Source organism: Flavobacterium sp. ASV13 (assembly GCF_000745775.1).
GTDB lineage: Bacteria > Bacteroidota > Bacteroidia > Flavobacteriales > Flavobacteriaceae > Flavobacterium.
In genome coordinates, this window is sequence record NZ_JQJY01000002.1 from 771,778 (window position 1) to 785,846 (window position 14,069).

Annotated in this window: 14 protein-coding genes and 1 tRNA gene; 9 read left to right on the forward strand and 6 right to left on the reverse strand. The window is 30.2% G+C overall.

The window, feature by feature from the left end:
* Positions 1-79 precede the first annotated feature (79 nt).
* The gene (locus GQ47_RS07130) at positions 80-349 is read left to right on the forward strand and encodes a DUF1294 domain-containing protein (protein ID WP_035646894.1); all 270 of its coding nucleotides are present in this window, start codon (positions 80-82) and stop codon (positions 347-349) included.
* 144 nt (positions 350-493) lie between these two features.
* Here GQ47_RS07130 and rpiB read toward each other — a convergent pair whose 3' ends face one another.
* Both rpiB and GQ47_RS07140 read right to left on the reverse strand, forming a co-directional pair.
* Positions 494-925 carry a ribose 5-phosphate isomerase B gene (gene rpiB / locus GQ47_RS07135; RefSeq protein WP_008465784.1) on the reverse strand — a complete coding sequence of 144 codons (432 nt, stop codon included), beginning with the start codon at positions 923-925 and terminating at the stop codon, positions 494-496.
* An 802-nt stretch (positions 926-1,727) separates the two neighbouring features.
* A complete protein-coding gene (locus tag GQ47_RS07140; RefSeq protein WP_026727317.1) occupies positions 1,728-1,961 on the reverse strand; it encodes a putative signal transducing protein in 234 nt (77 codons plus the stop codon).
* Positions 1,962-2,070: 109 nt separating this feature from the next.
* On the opposite strand from GQ47_RS07140, the gene rnr reads away from it, so the two are divergent.
* The 3 genes from rnr to GQ47_RS07155 are packed head-to-tail and all read left to right on the forward strand — an operon-like array spanning position 2,071 to position 5,630.
* Positions 2,071-4,251, forward strand: a complete 2,181-nt coding sequence (gene rnr / locus GQ47_RS07145) for a ribonuclease R (RefSeq protein WP_035646678.1) — start codon at positions 2,071-2,073, stop codon at positions 4,249-4,251.
* 23 nt (positions 4,252-4,274) lie between these two features.
* Entirely contained in the window at positions 4,275-4,943 is a 669-nt protein-coding gene (locus tag GQ47_RS07150) for a head GIN domain-containing protein (RefSeq protein WP_035646681.1), read from the forward strand.
* A 6-nt stretch (positions 4,944-4,949) separates the two neighbouring features.
* Positions 4,950-5,630, forward strand: a complete 681-nt coding sequence (locus tag GQ47_RS07155; RefSeq protein ID WP_035646684.1) for a LysE family translocator — start codon at positions 4,950-4,952, stop codon at positions 5,628-5,630.
* A gap of 441 nt (positions 5,631-6,071) precedes the next feature.
* Here GQ47_RS07155 and GQ47_RS23430 read toward each other — a convergent pair.
* Positions 6,072-6,142 (reverse strand) — tRNA-Cys (locus GQ47_RS23430).
* A gap of 94 nt (positions 6,143-6,236) precedes the next feature.
* Entirely contained in the window at positions 6,237-6,596 is a 360-nt protein-coding gene (gene folB / locus GQ47_RS07160; RefSeq protein ID WP_035646687.1) for a dihydroneopterin aldolase, read from the reverse strand.
* A gap of 107 nt (positions 6,597-6,703) precedes the next feature.
* Between folB and GQ47_RS07165 the strand changes: the two genes are divergently transcribed.
* The 5 genes from GQ47_RS07165 (at position 6,704) to GQ47_RS07185 (ending at position 11,231) form a co-directional block, all read left to right on the forward strand.
* On the forward strand, positions 6,704-8,821 hold the full coding sequence (locus GQ47_RS07165) for a glutamine--tRNA ligase/YqeY domain fusion protein (RefSeq protein ID WP_035646690.1): 2,118 nt from the start codon (positions 6,704-6,706) through the stop codon (positions 8,819-8,821).
* Positions 8,822-9,650: 829 nt separating this feature from the next.
* Complete coding sequence (locus tag GQ47_RS07170; RefSeq protein WP_035646692.1) at positions 9,651-10,130, forward strand: hypothetical protein; 480 nt, start codon at positions 9,651-9,653, stop codon at positions 10,128-10,130.
* A 90-nt stretch (positions 10,131-10,220) separates the two neighbouring features.
* Positions 10,221-10,547: a YtxH domain-containing protein gene (locus GQ47_RS07175; RefSeq protein ID WP_035646694.1), complete on the forward strand. Its 327-nt coding sequence runs from the start codon at positions 10,221-10,223 to the stop codon at positions 10,545-10,547.
* A gap of 73 nt (positions 10,548-10,620) precedes the next feature.
* The gene (locus GQ47_RS07180) at positions 10,621-10,971 is read left to right on the forward strand and encodes a hypothetical protein (protein WP_035646698.1); all 351 of its coding nucleotides are present in this window, start codon (positions 10,621-10,623) and stop codon (positions 10,969-10,971) included.
* Between the two features lie 5 nt (positions 10,972-10,976).
* A complete protein-coding gene (locus GQ47_RS07185) occupies positions 10,977-11,231 on the forward strand; it encodes a DUF6327 family protein (protein WP_035646701.1) in 255 nt (84 codons plus the stop codon).
* A 25-nt stretch (positions 11,232-11,256) separates the two neighbouring features.
* Here the strand turns inward: GQ47_RS07185 and GQ47_RS07190 are convergent, their stop codons facing one another.
* Both GQ47_RS07190 and gltX read right to left on the reverse strand, forming a co-directional pair.
* A complete protein-coding gene (locus tag GQ47_RS07190) occupies positions 11,257-12,243 on the reverse strand; it encodes an SPFH domain-containing protein (RefSeq protein ID WP_035646704.1) in 987 nt (328 codons plus the stop codon).
* Positions 12,244-12,499: 256 nt separating this feature from the next.
* Positions 12,500-14,005 carry a glutamate--tRNA ligase gene (gene gltX, locus GQ47_RS07195; protein ID WP_035646706.1) on the reverse strand — a complete coding sequence of 502 codons (1,506 nt, stop codon included), beginning with the start codon at positions 14,003-14,005 and terminating at the stop codon, positions 12,500-12,502.
* Between the last annotated feature and the right edge of the window lie 64 nt (positions 14,006-14,069).

The following is a 14,069-nucleotide window of genomic DNA, read 5'->3' on the forward strand; positions in this document are numbered from 1 at the left end:
TAATTTACTTGTTAAAACATACAAGGAAAATCACTAACGATTCGGCTAAAATAATATCTTTGTTTTTAATATTATGCCAATGGAAATTTTTTTACTCTATTTTTTATTTATAAATATCATCGTTTTTATTCTTGCTGGATATGATAAACATCAAGCTCGAAAAAATAAACGAAGAATCCCTGAAAACACGCTGTTCTTTCTACAATTAATTGGAGGAACTCCAGGTTTATTAACAGCGATGTTAATCTTCAGACATAAAACGAGTAAAACTTCATTTATTGTCAAATTCACGCTGATTTTTTTAATTCAAGCTTTCTTCATTTACCTTAAATTAAGTTCTAAAATATAGATATTAACATTGTTAATAACCTTAAAACTTAATATTTAATTAACTTAAAATCAATTATTTATAATAAAAAACCGGGCGGATTTAAAAATCCGCCCGGTGTATATTTATCTATTGGTGCGAAGCACCGAATTTTTTTTTGACTTATTATGCACAAGCGATTTTATTCACTCTATTTTGATGTCTTCCACCTTCAAAAGCTGTATCAAGGAAAGTTTCAACGATTTCAACAGCCTGATGAATAGAAGTAAAACGCGCTGGAATACTCACAATATTTGCATCGTTGTGTAAACGTGTTAAATAAGCGATTTCTTTAGTCCAACATAAGCCAGCTCTTACTTTCGGGTGTTTATTAACAGTCATTGCAATTCCATTTCCGCTTCCGCAGATTACGATTCCAAAATCAGCTTTTCCTTCAGACACATCATTTGCAACCGGATGCCCAAAATCTGGATAATCTACAGAAGCATCAGTATCTGTACCATAATTAGTTACTTCATATCCTCTAGCTTTCAGCATTTCAACTATTGCTTTTTTATATTCTGGACCTGCGTGATCGTTTCCTATTGAAATTTTCATTTTTCTATACTATTTAGTTGTGTCTTGCAAATTTACTTAATTAATAAATGGTTGCCACGAATTGCACCAATTTTCACAAATTTTTTTCTTTTTAAATACTTTATAAACATTACATATAAATTCGTGTACATTCTTGCAATTCGTGGCAAAACACTTTATTTTACAACTATCTTACTTTCAAAACCTTATCAGTTATTAACAATTTTGATAACTCTATAACTATCTCACAATCAATGAAAAATAAACATAATATTTGTTAAAATTTTGAGGTGTTAATAGGACTTTGTAATTGCTTGATATTCAATTAACTTTAAGTTAACAGAAAATGTTAATAAGTTCGAAAAGAAAATTAGAAGTTTTTTTTGGTTGTGTCGAAAAAAAACCTAATCCAAAACCGGAATGAAATATGCAAGAAAAGTTTCATGAATTTTTGGAAAAGTTATCAATATCAAAAATGACATTTTCAACAGAAATCAACATATCAACTTATCTACAAAATGAATTCATTTTTGGTTGTCAACCGTTGTTAATTAAAATACAAAAAGTCTTATAAATTAATCATTTAACTAAATATAACTATGTTGATAACTCAATATAACTAAGAGAAACTTCATTTCAATACTTTTAAAAATAAATTTATTCGACATATTAACAAGCTATAATAACCATAAATTTTTTTTAAATTTTTAAAAATCTTTTTTGTTGTATTTAATATATGTTGAAAACTAAAAAAGTTGAAAAGGAAAAAAAATTTTTTTTGAATTGAATTTTACCTTGATTTGAGTTTGTTTTGAATTTTGTTTCAGACGATTTTTAGAGGATTGTTGAGATTGTCCAGAATTTCCTGAACTTGTTCGAAATCGTCCGGATGAACTTTCAGGCGAATGCCTCCCAGCGCTGCAGAATACATTGGCGCGACTGAAAGTGTCATTTCGTTTTCAAAGAAATACGGAATTTCTTCCTGTTCAAGTAAGTGTTTCAGAACCACAGTTTCGTGCTGATAATTGAATATGGCGATGGTTTTAAAGCTTTCCATAAAGGTCTTTTTGTAAATGTACGAAAAGTTATATTTTTAATAATTCTAATTGTTAAAATCTATATTCTGATATCTTATTTGTAATTTTAAACCTTATAAGAAAAGATATATGAGTAAGAAAATTAGAAAGCCGATAAAAAAAGAGAAAGATTTCTCTAGTAAGATAGTAAAAATTTTATCGCAAAGTGCTAATAAACCATTCAATTATAAACAAATAGCTGCAAAGCTTGAACTTGATGATACAAATAGCAGAAATCAGATTATTAAAGATTTGAAAATTCTTGCAGCTCAAAAGAAGATTATTGAAACTGAACCTGGAAAGTATTTGATCAAAGCAATTAGTCAGGATTATTACGAAGGAACGATAGATATGACGAGCAGAAAAACGGCGTATTTTATTTGTCCCGACTTTGCAGAAGATGTTTTTATTCCGACAAATAATTTGAATCGAGCATTAGATAAAGACAAAGTAAAAGTTTACGTTTATAACCGAAGAAAAGGAAAAAGACCTGAAGGTGAAGTAATTGAAGTTATAGAAAGAGATAAAACAGAGTTTGTTGGAGTTATTGATATTCAGGCAAATTTTGCTTTTGTTTCGACTGCAAATCCTAAAATGTATACCGATATTTTTATTCCAAAGGATAAAATGGGTGAAGCAGAAAACGGAGATGTTGTTTTAGTTAAGATTGAAGATTGGCCAAAAAGAGCGGATAGTCCGTTTGGATCTGTAATCAGAGTTTTAGGAAAACCAGGAGAACACAATACAGAAATTCATGCTATTTTAGCCGAGTATGGTTTACCGGCAGATTTTCCAGTAGAAGTAGAGGTTTTTGCACAAAAAATAGATACTTCGATTCAGGAATCTGAGATTGCAAAACGTCGTGATATGCGTGATACGCTTACATTTACGATTGATCCAAAAGATGCAAAAGATTTTGATGATGCCTTGTCTTTCAAAAAGTTAGAAAACGGAAACTTCGAAATAGGAATTCATATTGCTGATGTTTCGTATTATTTGGAAGAAGGAACAATCTTAGATGATGAAGCCTATCAAAGAGCAACTTCAGTTTATTTGGTTGATAGAGTGGTGCCAATGCTTCCGGAAGTTTTGTCTAATTTTGCGTGTTCGCTTCGTCCGAATGAAGAGAAATATACATTCTCTGCAGTATTTGAAGTTTCGCCAACTTCGCAAGTTATTAACCAATGGTTTGGAAGAACAGTAATTTATTCCGATCAGCGTTTTGCTTACGAAGAAGCACAATATATCATTGAAACAAAAGACAATACAATTCCGGTTGATATTTCAATTACCGGAGAATCGTATGTTGTTTCAGATGAAATTGTGGAAGCTACTTTAAAATTAGATGAATTAGCTAAAATTTTAAGAAAGAAAAGAATGCAGAATGGTGCTATTTCTTTTGATAAAGTAGAAGTGAAATTCAATTTAGATGCTGAAGGAGAACCAGAAGGAGTGTATTTCAAAATTTCAAAAGATGCCAATCATTTGATTGAAGAATTCATGCTTTTGGCCAACAGAAAAGTGGCAGAATACATTGGTAAACAAAAGAAAACATTTGTTTACCGTATTCATGATGAACCAAATGAAGATAAATTAATTGCAATGGCAACAGTAATTGCTAAATTTGGTTATAAAATAGATTTCAGAAATAAAGGCGATATTTCAAAATCATTGAATGCCTTGATGGAAGAAGTAAATGGAAAAAAAGAGCAAAATTTAATTGATACTCTTGCGATTAGAAGTATGAGTAAAGCCAAATATTCGACAGAAAATATTGGTCATTATGGTTTAGCTTTTGATTATTATAGTCATTTTACATCGCCAATTCGTCGTTATCCAGACGTTATGGTACACAGATTGCTGCAATATTATCTGGATGGAGGAGCTTCTGTAGATGAAGAAACGTACGAAACAAAATGTCTGCATTGTTCAAATATGGAAAGTTTAGCGACTAATGCTGAACGTGACAGTATCAAATACATGCAGGTTAAATACATGCAGGATCATCAGGATGAAGAATTCTTGGGAGTTATTTCTGGTGTTACAGAATGGGGAATTTATGTTGAAATCGTTTCGAATAAATGCGAAGGAATGGTAAGAATCAGAGAAATAAAAGATGATTACTATACTTTCGATGAAAAACAATATGCATTGGTTGGAGCAACTTCAAACAGCATTTTGCAATTGGGAGACGAAATTTATGTTAAAGTAAAAAATGCTGATTTAGTTAAAAAACAACTTGATTTTCATTTTTTACGAAGAGCCGAATAAGTATTAATTAAAAAAATAAAAGTATGAAAAAGCTAATTATTGGAGCAGTAATTTTATTTGTTCAAATGTCTTTTGGCCAGGTTACTAAAGACTTAGGTGATTTTGATACCGTAAAAGTATTTGATAAGTTAAGTGTTAAATTAGTTCAGTCATCTGAAAATAAAATTGTTATAAAAGGAGCAAGAGAATCTGAAGTAGAAGCCGTAAATAAAAACGGAACTTTGAAATTAAGAATGCCCTTTCCAAAGCTTTTATCAGGAAATGATCTTGATATTACGCTATATTACAAACATATAGAACTTATAGATGTAAACGAAGGAGCAGAGGTAAAAAGCAGTGAAGCTATCAAAGCAACTTCGTTTAAAGTAAGCGCTCAGGAAGGCGGAATAATTGATGCAGCATTAGATGTTGATAAACTAAAAGTAAGTTCAGTTTCTGGAGGTAAAATTACATTAACTGGTAAGGCCGCAAATCAAGATGCAAGTTTAGGAGCCGGAGGTTATTTGTTAGCAAGTAAATTAGAAACGTCTCAGACTACTGTAAGCGTTTCTGCGGGAGGAAAAGCTGATGTGAATGCATCAACCCTTGTTGACGCAAAAGTAAGCGCAGGAGGCTCTATTTACATTTATGGAAAACCTAGACAAATAAACCAAAAAACAGTTTTTGGTGGTAAAATTGAAGAAGTAAAATAATTTTTGATGATAAATGATATTCTGGCTGGACTGCCATGGGGACTTGTTCTGAGCTTTATGGTAGGTCCGGTATTTTTTGTTTTATTAGAAACCAGCATTACAAAAGGATTTAGAGCTGCAATAGCTTTTGATTTTGGAGTTGTTTTAGGTGATGTTTTTTTTATAGCTATTGCTTATTTAGGAAGTTACAGACTGATTTCCAGTTTAAAAGATGATCCTGCATTGTTTATTTTTGGTGGTATAATAATGCTTGCCTATGGTATAATTTCTTTTGTAAAATTAAAAAAAGAAGAAAAAATCAACGATGAAGAAATTGATCGCGATATCTTGAAAAGAAATTATGGAAGTTTGTTTGTAAAAGGCTTTTTACTCAATGTTATCAACATTGGTGTTCTTGGTTTTTGGCTTGCCGTTATTATTTCTGTCGGACCAAAATTAGATATGCAAACTTCAAGAATGATGACATTTTTTACTTCTGTAATCATTACTTATTTATTAATTGATTGTGGTAAAATTTTATTAGCCAAACAGTTAAAATCAAAAATGACTCCAACGAATATCCTTAAAATCAAAAAGGGAATTAGTATTGTTTTAATGGTTTTCGGATTTGCTTTAGTAATTCAAGGTTGGTTTCCGAAAGAAAAAGAAATGGTTAAAAACGCTTTTGAAAGAATAGAAAAGAAGTAGTTGTTGATAACTCAAAAATATAAAATTAAACCTCTGAATTTCAGAGGTTTTTTTGTGTTTATAATTGTTGGTTTTTAAATTTTTGCAAAGTTATTATATACAGTTTGTCATTTCGAGGAATGAGAAATCTTAGCAAGTAACTCCGTAATAATTATCCAATCTTTGTAGAGCTTCTCGTGAAGATTTCTCGTTCCTCGAAATGACAAGATCGTGGAAAGTTTAAACATAAAAAAAACTTCAAATTGCTTTGAAGTTTTAGAGACATCGTCCGGATTCGAACGTAAATCTGTATCTAATTTTTTCTAAAAATTAAACATAAAAAAACCTTCAAATTGCTTTGAAAGTTTTAGAGGCATCATCCGGATTCGAACGTAAATCTGTATCTAATTTTTTCTAAAAATTAAACATAAAAAAAACCTTCAAATTGCTTTGAAGGTTTTGAGGCATCGTCCGGATTCGAACCGGAGTAGGAGCTTTTGCAGAGCCCAGCCTAGCCGCTCGGCCACGACGCCATTGCTTGAACGGATGGCAAAAGTAACTAAAATCTTTAAATTTCAAAAGTTTCGAATGAAGTATTTTAAAATTTTAGATTTTTAATTTGAAAAATTACTTTCTAATTTCCGTCATTTTTATTGTAACTGATTCAACATCACCGCCAATAGGTGGATTTACTTTTGAAACCCAAACTGTTGTTTTTTCTACCGTTTCTATCTCTGCAAGTACGCGAATATTGATTCTTTTGGCCACATGTTCCAATAAATGGGAACGAATTGCCATTTCTTCGGCAACAATTTTATTCAAATGAACATAATCAACAGTGTCTAAAAGATGATCTGTTTCGGCTGATTTCTGAAGATTTGTTTTAATTTTTAGATCGACAGTATAATCAGATCCAATTTTTCCTTCTTCAATTAAACATCCGTGGTAAGAAAAAGTACGAATGTTTTTTAGTTTTATAACTCCCATTTTTATATTGTTTCACGTTTAAAGTTTCAGGTTTTACGCTAGTTAAATAACTTTAAACCTGAAACCTGAAACCTTTTTTTTATCTTTGCTAAAATTACTATAAAATAATGGCATCAGAAGAGAAATCACTCAATTTTATTGAACAAATCATAGAGGAAGATTTAAAATCAGGTCTTTCACAAACTAAACTTCATTTTCGTTTTCCACCAGAACCAAATGGTTATTTACATATTGGTCATGCAAGTTCTATTGCTTTAAATTTTGGTTTAGGAATTGACTATCAGTCACCTGTAAATTTACGTTTTGACGATACTAATCCTGAAAAAGAAGAACAGGAATTTGTTGATGCTATTAAAAAAGATGTTGAATGGCTAGGTTATACTTGGGCAGAAGAACGTTATGCATCAGATTATTTTCAACAATTATATGATTGGGCTGTTTTATTAATTAAAAAAGATAAAGCGTATGTTGACAGTCAATCTTCTGAAGAAATGGCAACTCAAAAAGGAACGCCAACAACTACAGGAACTGACAGTCCATATAGAAATCGTTCAGTTGAAGAAAATCTAGATTTATTCGAAAGAATGAAAAATGGTGAATTTGAGGCTGGTACGCATATTCTTCGTGCTAAAATTGACATGAAATCAACAAATATGTTGATGCGTGATCCAATTATGTACAGAATTTTACACAAACATCACCATAGAACTGGAGATAGCTGGAAAATTTATCCAATGTATGATTGGGCACATGGACAAAGTGATTATTTAGAAGCGATTTCACATTCATTTTGTACACTTGAATTTTTGCCTCACCGTGAATTATACGATTGGTTTTTAGATCAAATTTTAGATGAAAATAAACTACGTCCAAAGCAAAGAGAATTTGCGAGACGTAACTTATCACATACTGTTGTTAGTAAAAGAAAATTACAGCAACTTGTTAAGGAAAAGCATGTTAACGGTTGGGATGATCCAAGAATGTCTACCATTTCCGGATTAAGAAGACGTGGTTATACAGCTGCATCTTTGCGTAATTTTGCTAATACAATTGGTATTGCAAAACGTGATAATTTAATCAATGTATCCGTTTTAGAATTCTGTATTCGTGAAGATTTGAACAAAATTGCACCTCGTGTAATGGCTGTTTTAGATCCTGTAAAATTGGTAATTACAAATTATCCAGAAGGAAAAGAGGAGTGGTTAGAAGCTGAAAATAACCAGGAAGATGAAAGTGCTGGTTTCAGAAAAGTACCATTTTCTCGTGAATTATACATTGAAAGAGAGGACTTTTTGGAAGATGCTCCGGCAAAATATTTTCGTTTGACTCTAGGAAAAGAAGTTCGTCTTAAAAATGCTTATATCATTAAAGGTGAATCGGTTATAAAAGATTCTGAAGGAAATATTACAGAAATTCATGTGACATATGATACAGATTCTTTGAGTGGAAGTGGGACAGAAGCAAGCCAAAGAAAAGTGTCTGGAACATTACACTGGGTTTCTATTAAACATGCCTTGGAAGCAGAAGTTCGTTTATACGATCGTTTGTTTACAGATGAAGCTCCGGACAGTTATAAAGAGAAAAATTTCTTAGATTTTGTGAATCCAAATTCGTTAGAAATTGTGACTGGATATGTTGAACCAAGTTTATCAACAGCTCAAAATGAGGATAAATTCCAGTTTCAACGTTTAGGTTATTTTACTGTTGATAAAGACTCAACTGCTTCAAAATTAGTATTTAATAAAACTGTTGGATTGAAAGATGCCTGGGAAGAAAAAGGTAAAAAAGAAGAAAACAGCATCAATAATTCTTTGAAAGATATCAACAAATATTTTAAAGTTGAGACAAAACCAGAACGTATTGCAATTGAAAGTGCAATAGGGGAGAACATCAAAAATATCTCTAGTTTTTCACTTTTACAGAATTCTTTGAAGAAGAATATCAACAATAATAAGGCTTCGTTGTTGTTTTCTCAGTTTATTTTGAAGTATTCAAACTGGAAATCTACAGATTTTGAAGAAGAGGATATTAAGAAATTATATTCAATGTCGTTAAAAAGTGAATCAACTTATGTTCGATCAAAAGCACTTTTGAATTTAAGAGATATTGAAAGTGAAAGTTTGAGAAATCAATTTTCTGACGAAATTTTAAAATTAAATTCAAATCCACCAAAAAATGCTTCGGAAAGAGAAATAGAAATTCTTTCTGAGATGGTGAAGAAATAATATCAACTAAATTTATTAAAAGCGCTTTTATAAGCGCTTTTTTTTATTATATAGATTAACTATTGAAATCTAAATTTTAATAATTTTTATAGATTAAAATTGACTTTCATAAATTAATTTTAAGGCATTTTTTAATTTTGTCCATCTCTTGAATCCTTTTTTTAGAAATGTTTTTTTAAAACTCTTTATTTTAAGTTTTGCTTTTTTTGACCCATTTTTCTAGATTTTTAAGATTAAAAAATGAAAATGCATCGTTTTTATTATTATTAATTATTTCTATATAATTATATATTTAATTGATTTTTATTATTATTTATAAAAACTATTAAAAAATATATTTTAATAATTTATTTAGATTGAAATCAACCTTCATAAATTGATTTTAAGCGAATATTTTTAAAGGTTGGATAGATAACTCGTTTTTTAAATTATTGTTTATTTTTGGCTTTAATTTAAGTTTTTACTATCATTTTTGTCAGTTTAACGGGTTGTTAACATACAATTGTTTATAAAGTTGGTATTTTTATCTCAATACTAAAAATCAGAGATGATTTTTATAAAAATTAAAATTTGCCGTTATAGAAACGAAACTGAAATTTATTGGTTTTAAAAATTTATAATTTTTACTGCAGTAGATTTTCAATATTGATTTCTTGAAAAGACAATTTTATGTTCTCATTTTTATTGTGATGTAATTTTGATAATATTTCGCGTAAAAGGTATTTTTCAAATTATTTCATAATGTACAAAATTCCATAACATTGAATTTGTGTGAAGCTTTAGTTTTTAAATTTCAAATCTGATCATTTTTAATTTAAATCTAATAATCATGAAAATTTTATATTTTACGCTAGCAATGTTATTTGCAAATATTGCAATTTCTCAAACACATCAAATTACAAAACACAATGGTGAACAACTTGATGTTAATTTCATTAAAAATGAAAATGGTTTAATTTATTATTCACTGAACGGAAGTACAGAAGAGGTGAAGATCAGTAAATATGCAGTTGCAAAAATTACGAATAAACAAACCAATCAAACTCAAAAAATCTCTGATAAAATAGTTGTTGATTCAAAAGATGATTACAAAATGGTAACTGTTTTGCCTCAAGAAAAGACAATAGGATTAAAACAAGCTGCTAATTTTTCTGGAGTTTCGACAAGGACAAAAGGTGAACCGCCAATTGCAAATCAAAATCATACAGCAATGAGAATCAAAACTCAATCTGCTACAAATGGTTATCCTTTTGTGAGTTATATTCAAAAGTCAGATGGTAAATACGAAGCTGTTGCTTATATGTATTAATTATATTGTTAAATTTATGTAAATACCATTTATTCAGTAATTTATATTTTAAAAAAGTTTACCTTTATTACTCATTTAAATTTTAATATTATGTCAAAGAACTTAAATACTGCAGCCGCAATTTTAGCTGCTGCTGCTGCTGGTGCAGCAATCGGAATTTTATTTGCTCCAGACAAAGGATCAAAAACTCGTGCAAAATTAAAAGAAGGTATTGATGATGCTACACATAATTTAAAGGATTCACTTTCTGCAAGTTCTGAAGTACTTCGTGAAAAATTTACGCATGCAAAAAAGAATCTTGATGGAACTTACGACGAGTTACTTTCAAATATGAGTTACAAAACAGAAGAAGTAATTTCTTTTTTAGAATCTAAATTGGCTGATTTAAAAGCTCAGAACGCTAAACTTCAAAAATAATATTATTCTAAAAACACATTACTTGTTTATATTTGATCAACAGTAATGTGTTTTTTTATTTAAAATCAGAATTATGGCTTTTGAAGAATTAAAAGAAAATACTGAAAATATTCAGGATCAGGCTAAAGAATATATTGAAAGTCATTTGGCTTATTATAAACTTTGGGGTTTTAAAGTGGCAATGAAATCAACCACTTTAATTTTTAAGTTTACTTTGATTTTGGTTTGTTTTACAATGGTTTTAATTTTTGGATCTTTTGCTGCAGCGTATGCTTTTGGAAGTTTGTTTGAAAGTAATGCCCTGGGATTTTTGACAGTAGGAGGGATCTATTTATTTTTTACAATTTTACTTTTCTTTGTAAAAGACAAGTTTGTGGAAGGACCAATTTTGGAGAAATTTTCAGAAATCTTTTTTAATGATTAAGAATTATGGAAAGGAAAAAATACTCATCGTACGCAGAACTTGACAGAGATCTGGAAATTTTAAAATTAGAAAAAGAGATCAATTATCAGAAATTAGTTTTAAGTATTCAAAAAACAAAAGAGAGCATAACACCGCAAAAAATTGTAAATGGTTTTGTTTCTTCTTACACAGATTACTTTAAAAAATCGTATCCGAAAATTTTACAGTCAATAATACCTTTTGTTATCAATTGGTTTATGAATAAAAAAAGAGGCAATTAAGCCTCTTTTTTTATTTTAACATTATTTATTGAGCTGTTTCTGTTGGCTCTGAAGTATCTGATGGATTGTAGTTTATATCAGAATTGTTTGTTTTTTTAACTTTTCTAGGTTGTCTTTTCATCTCTTCTCCAATTATATTTGAAGCTGAAAAACTAGTTACCATACTATTTAACATATCACTTGCAGCTTGTGGAGAGTTTGGTAATAATATCAAATTTGAATTTGTATCAGCTCCAATAGCTTGTAGTGTATCATAATGTTGTGTAATTACGATCAATGCAGATGCTTCCTGTGAATTGATTCCAACATGGTTTAAAACTTCAACACTTTCTACTAATCCACGTGCGATTTCTCTACGTTGATCGGCAATACCTTGACCTTGAAGTTTTTTACTTTCGGCTTCAGCTTTTGCTTTGGCTACAATTCTAATTCGTTGTGCTTCAGATTCAAACATTGCTGCTGTTTTTTCTCTTTCGGCTGCATTGATTCTGTTCATTGCATTTTTTACCTGAATATCTGGATCAATATCTGTTACAAGTGTATTGATGATGTCATAACCATAAGTTGTCATCGCTTCGTTCAATTCTCGTTTTACTGCAATTGCAATATCATCTTTACGAACAAACACATCATCCAGGATTAATTTAGGAACTTCGGCACGAACAACGTCAAATACATAAGCAGTAATTTGATCATGTGGATATTCTAGTTTGTAAAAAGCTTCATATACATGTTCCTGTATTACTTTAAACTGAACAGAAACTTTCATTTTGATAAAGACATTGTCTTTAGTTTGTGTTTCAATAAGAACATCTAATTGTTGAATTTTCAGATTTACACGACCTGCAATTCTATCAATTATTGGAATTTTTAATTGTAAACCCGAATTTCTAACACTTGTAAATTTTCCAAAGCGTTCTACGATAACACTTGTTTGTTGTTTTACAGTAAAGAAAGACGACAGTAAAATAAATAATCCGAAGACTATTAGAATAATAAATGCTGTACCCATGGTGATAATTAATTTAGATTTTTGATCTTGGTAAATTACGAAAATTCTTCTAAAAGAAAATTTTAAAACATTAAAAAAACGCTAAGAACATTTATTAGATGTTTCTTAGCGTTTGCTTTTTTTACCATTAAGGTATTAAGTTAATTAAGTTCAAGCTTTGTCAAGAGAATTAAGTTTGGCTTTATGAACTTAAAATATTATATTTTTTACCATTAAGTAAAGCTTAATTAACTTAATATCTTAATGGTAAATTTTTTTATAAAGTTGCTATTGCTTTCTGAATTCTCGAAATAGTTTCTTGTTTTCCAATGATTTCAACAATGTCAAATAGGTGAGGACCTTTCAAAGCTCCAACCAAACTTAGACGGAAAGGTTGCATTACTTTACCCATTCCAATTTCATTTTTAGTCAACCAATCTTTTACGATTGCTTCGATATTTGCCGAATCAAAACCATCAATATATTCAAGAGTTGAAATCAATTCCTGCATCAAAGCCGGAGTTTCTTCCTTCCAGTTTTTGCTTGCTTTTTCATCATAAGATGTTGGTGCCTGGAAAAAGAAATCAGTTAAATCCCAAAAATCTGAAACGAAATTTGCTCTTTCTTTAATCAATGAAACGATTCTTGTAATGTCATATTTAGAAACATCAATGCCTTTTTCAGCCAAAATAGTAGAGAAGTCTTTCGCTAAATCTGCATCATTTTGTTTGATTAAGTATTGGTGATTGAACCATTTGTTTTTCTCCGGATCAAATTTTGCTCCCGCTTTATGAACTCTGTTTAAGTCAAAAGCTTCAACTAATTCTTCTAAAGAAAATAATTCTTTATCAGTTCCATCATTCCAACCTAACAAAGCAAGGAAGTTTACAACCGCTTCCGGGAAAAATCCTTTCTCTCTGTAACCAGATGAAATACCTTCTTCAGTTTTCCATTCTAATGGAAACACAGGAAATCCTAATTTATCACCATCTCTTTTAGATAATTTTCCATTTCCAATTGGTTTCAAAATCAAAGGTAAATGTGCAAATTCTGGCGCATCCCAACCAAAAGCTCTGTATAATAAAACGTGAAGTGGCATTGATGGCAACCATTCTTCACCACGAATTACGTGTGAAGTTTCCATTAAATGATCATCAACAATATTAGCTAAATGGTAAGTTGGCATTCCGTCACTTTTGAAAAGAACTTTATCATCAAGTAGATTCGTTTCAAATTTTACATCACCACGAATGATATCTTTTAAATGTAAAGTTTCATCAACTGGAGTTTTAAAACGAATCACATAATGTTCTCCATTTGCAATTCTTTTAGAAACTTCGTCAGCAGAAATTACTAAAGATGTATCTAATTTTTCACGGTTATGATGATTGTATATAAAAGTTTTTCCTTCAGCTTCGTGTTGTTTTCTATGTGCATCAAGAGCTTCCGGAGTATCAAAAGCATAATATGCCCAACCAGAATTGATTAGTTGATCAGCATAAGATTGATATAATTCCTTACGATCACTTTGTCTGTACGGACCAAATTTTTCATTTTTTCCAACTGTTTCTTCAGGAGAAATTCCTAACCATTCCAAAGCTTCCATAATATATTCTTCGGCACCTGGAACAAAACGTGTTTGATCTGTATCTTCAATTCTCAGATAAAAAACACCGTTATGTTTTTTTGCAAATAAATAATTAAATAGGGCAGTACGAACTCCGCCAATATGTAATGGTCCAGTCGGACTTGGTGCAAAACGCACTCGAACTTGCTTTGACATTTGTTTATAATTTTGATGCAAAGATACGATTCTAATTAGAGAATTAGAAAATGAGTTTAATTAG

Bases quoted from the DNA above. Each gene is read 5' to 3' on its own strand.
- rnr (WP_035646678.1), top strand. From the start codon at position 2,071: ATGAGTAAGAAAATTAGAAAGCCGATAAAAAAAGAGAAAGATTTCTCT.
- GQ47_RS07140 (WP_026727317.1), bottom strand. From the start codon at position 1,961: ATGGAAAGCTTTAAAACCATCGCCATATTCAATTATCAGCACGAAACT.
- folB (WP_035646687.1), bottom strand. From the start codon at position 6,596: ATGGGAGTTATAAAACTAAAAAACATTCGTACTTTTTCTTACCACGGA.
- GQ47_RS07165 (WP_035646690.1), top strand. From the start codon at position 6,704: ATGGCATCAGAAGAGAAATCACTCAATTTTATTGAACAAATCATAGAG.
- rpiB (WP_008465784.1), bottom strand. From the start codon at position 925: ATGAAAATTTCAATAGGAAACGATCACGCAGGTCCAGAATATAAAAAA.
- GQ47_RS07155 (WP_035646684.1), top strand. From the start codon at position 4,950: ATGATAAATGATATTCTGGCTGGACTGCCATGGGGACTTGTTCTGAGC.
- GQ47_RS07175 (WP_035646694.1), top strand. From the start codon at position 10,221: ATGTCAAAGAACTTAAATACTGCAGCCGCAATTTTAGCTGCTGCTGCT.
- GQ47_RS07185 (WP_035646701.1), top strand. From the start codon at position 10,977: ATGGAAAGGAAAAAATACTCATCGTACGCAGAACTTGACAGAGATCTG.
- GQ47_RS07130 (WP_035646894.1), top strand. From the start codon at position 80: ATGGAAATTTTTTTACTCTATTTTTTATTTATAAATATCATCGTTTTT.
- GQ47_RS07170 (WP_035646692.1), top strand. From the start codon at position 9,651: ATGAAAATTTTATATTTTACGCTAGCAATGTTATTTGCAAATATTGCA.
- GQ47_RS07150 (WP_035646681.1), top strand. From the start codon at position 4,275: ATGAAAAAGCTAATTATTGGAGCAGTAATTTTATTTGTTCAAATGTCT.
- GQ47_RS07190 (WP_035646704.1), bottom strand. From the start codon at position 12,243: ATGGGTACAGCATTTATTATTCTAATAGTCTTCGGATTATTTATTTTA.
- gltX (WP_035646706.1), bottom strand. From the start codon at position 14,005: ATGTCAAAGCAAGTTCGAGTGCGTTTTGCACCAAGTCCGACTGGACCA.
- GQ47_RS07180 (WP_035646698.1), top strand. From the start codon at position 10,621: ATGGCTTTTGAAGAATTAAAAGAAAATACTGAAAATATTCAGGATCAG.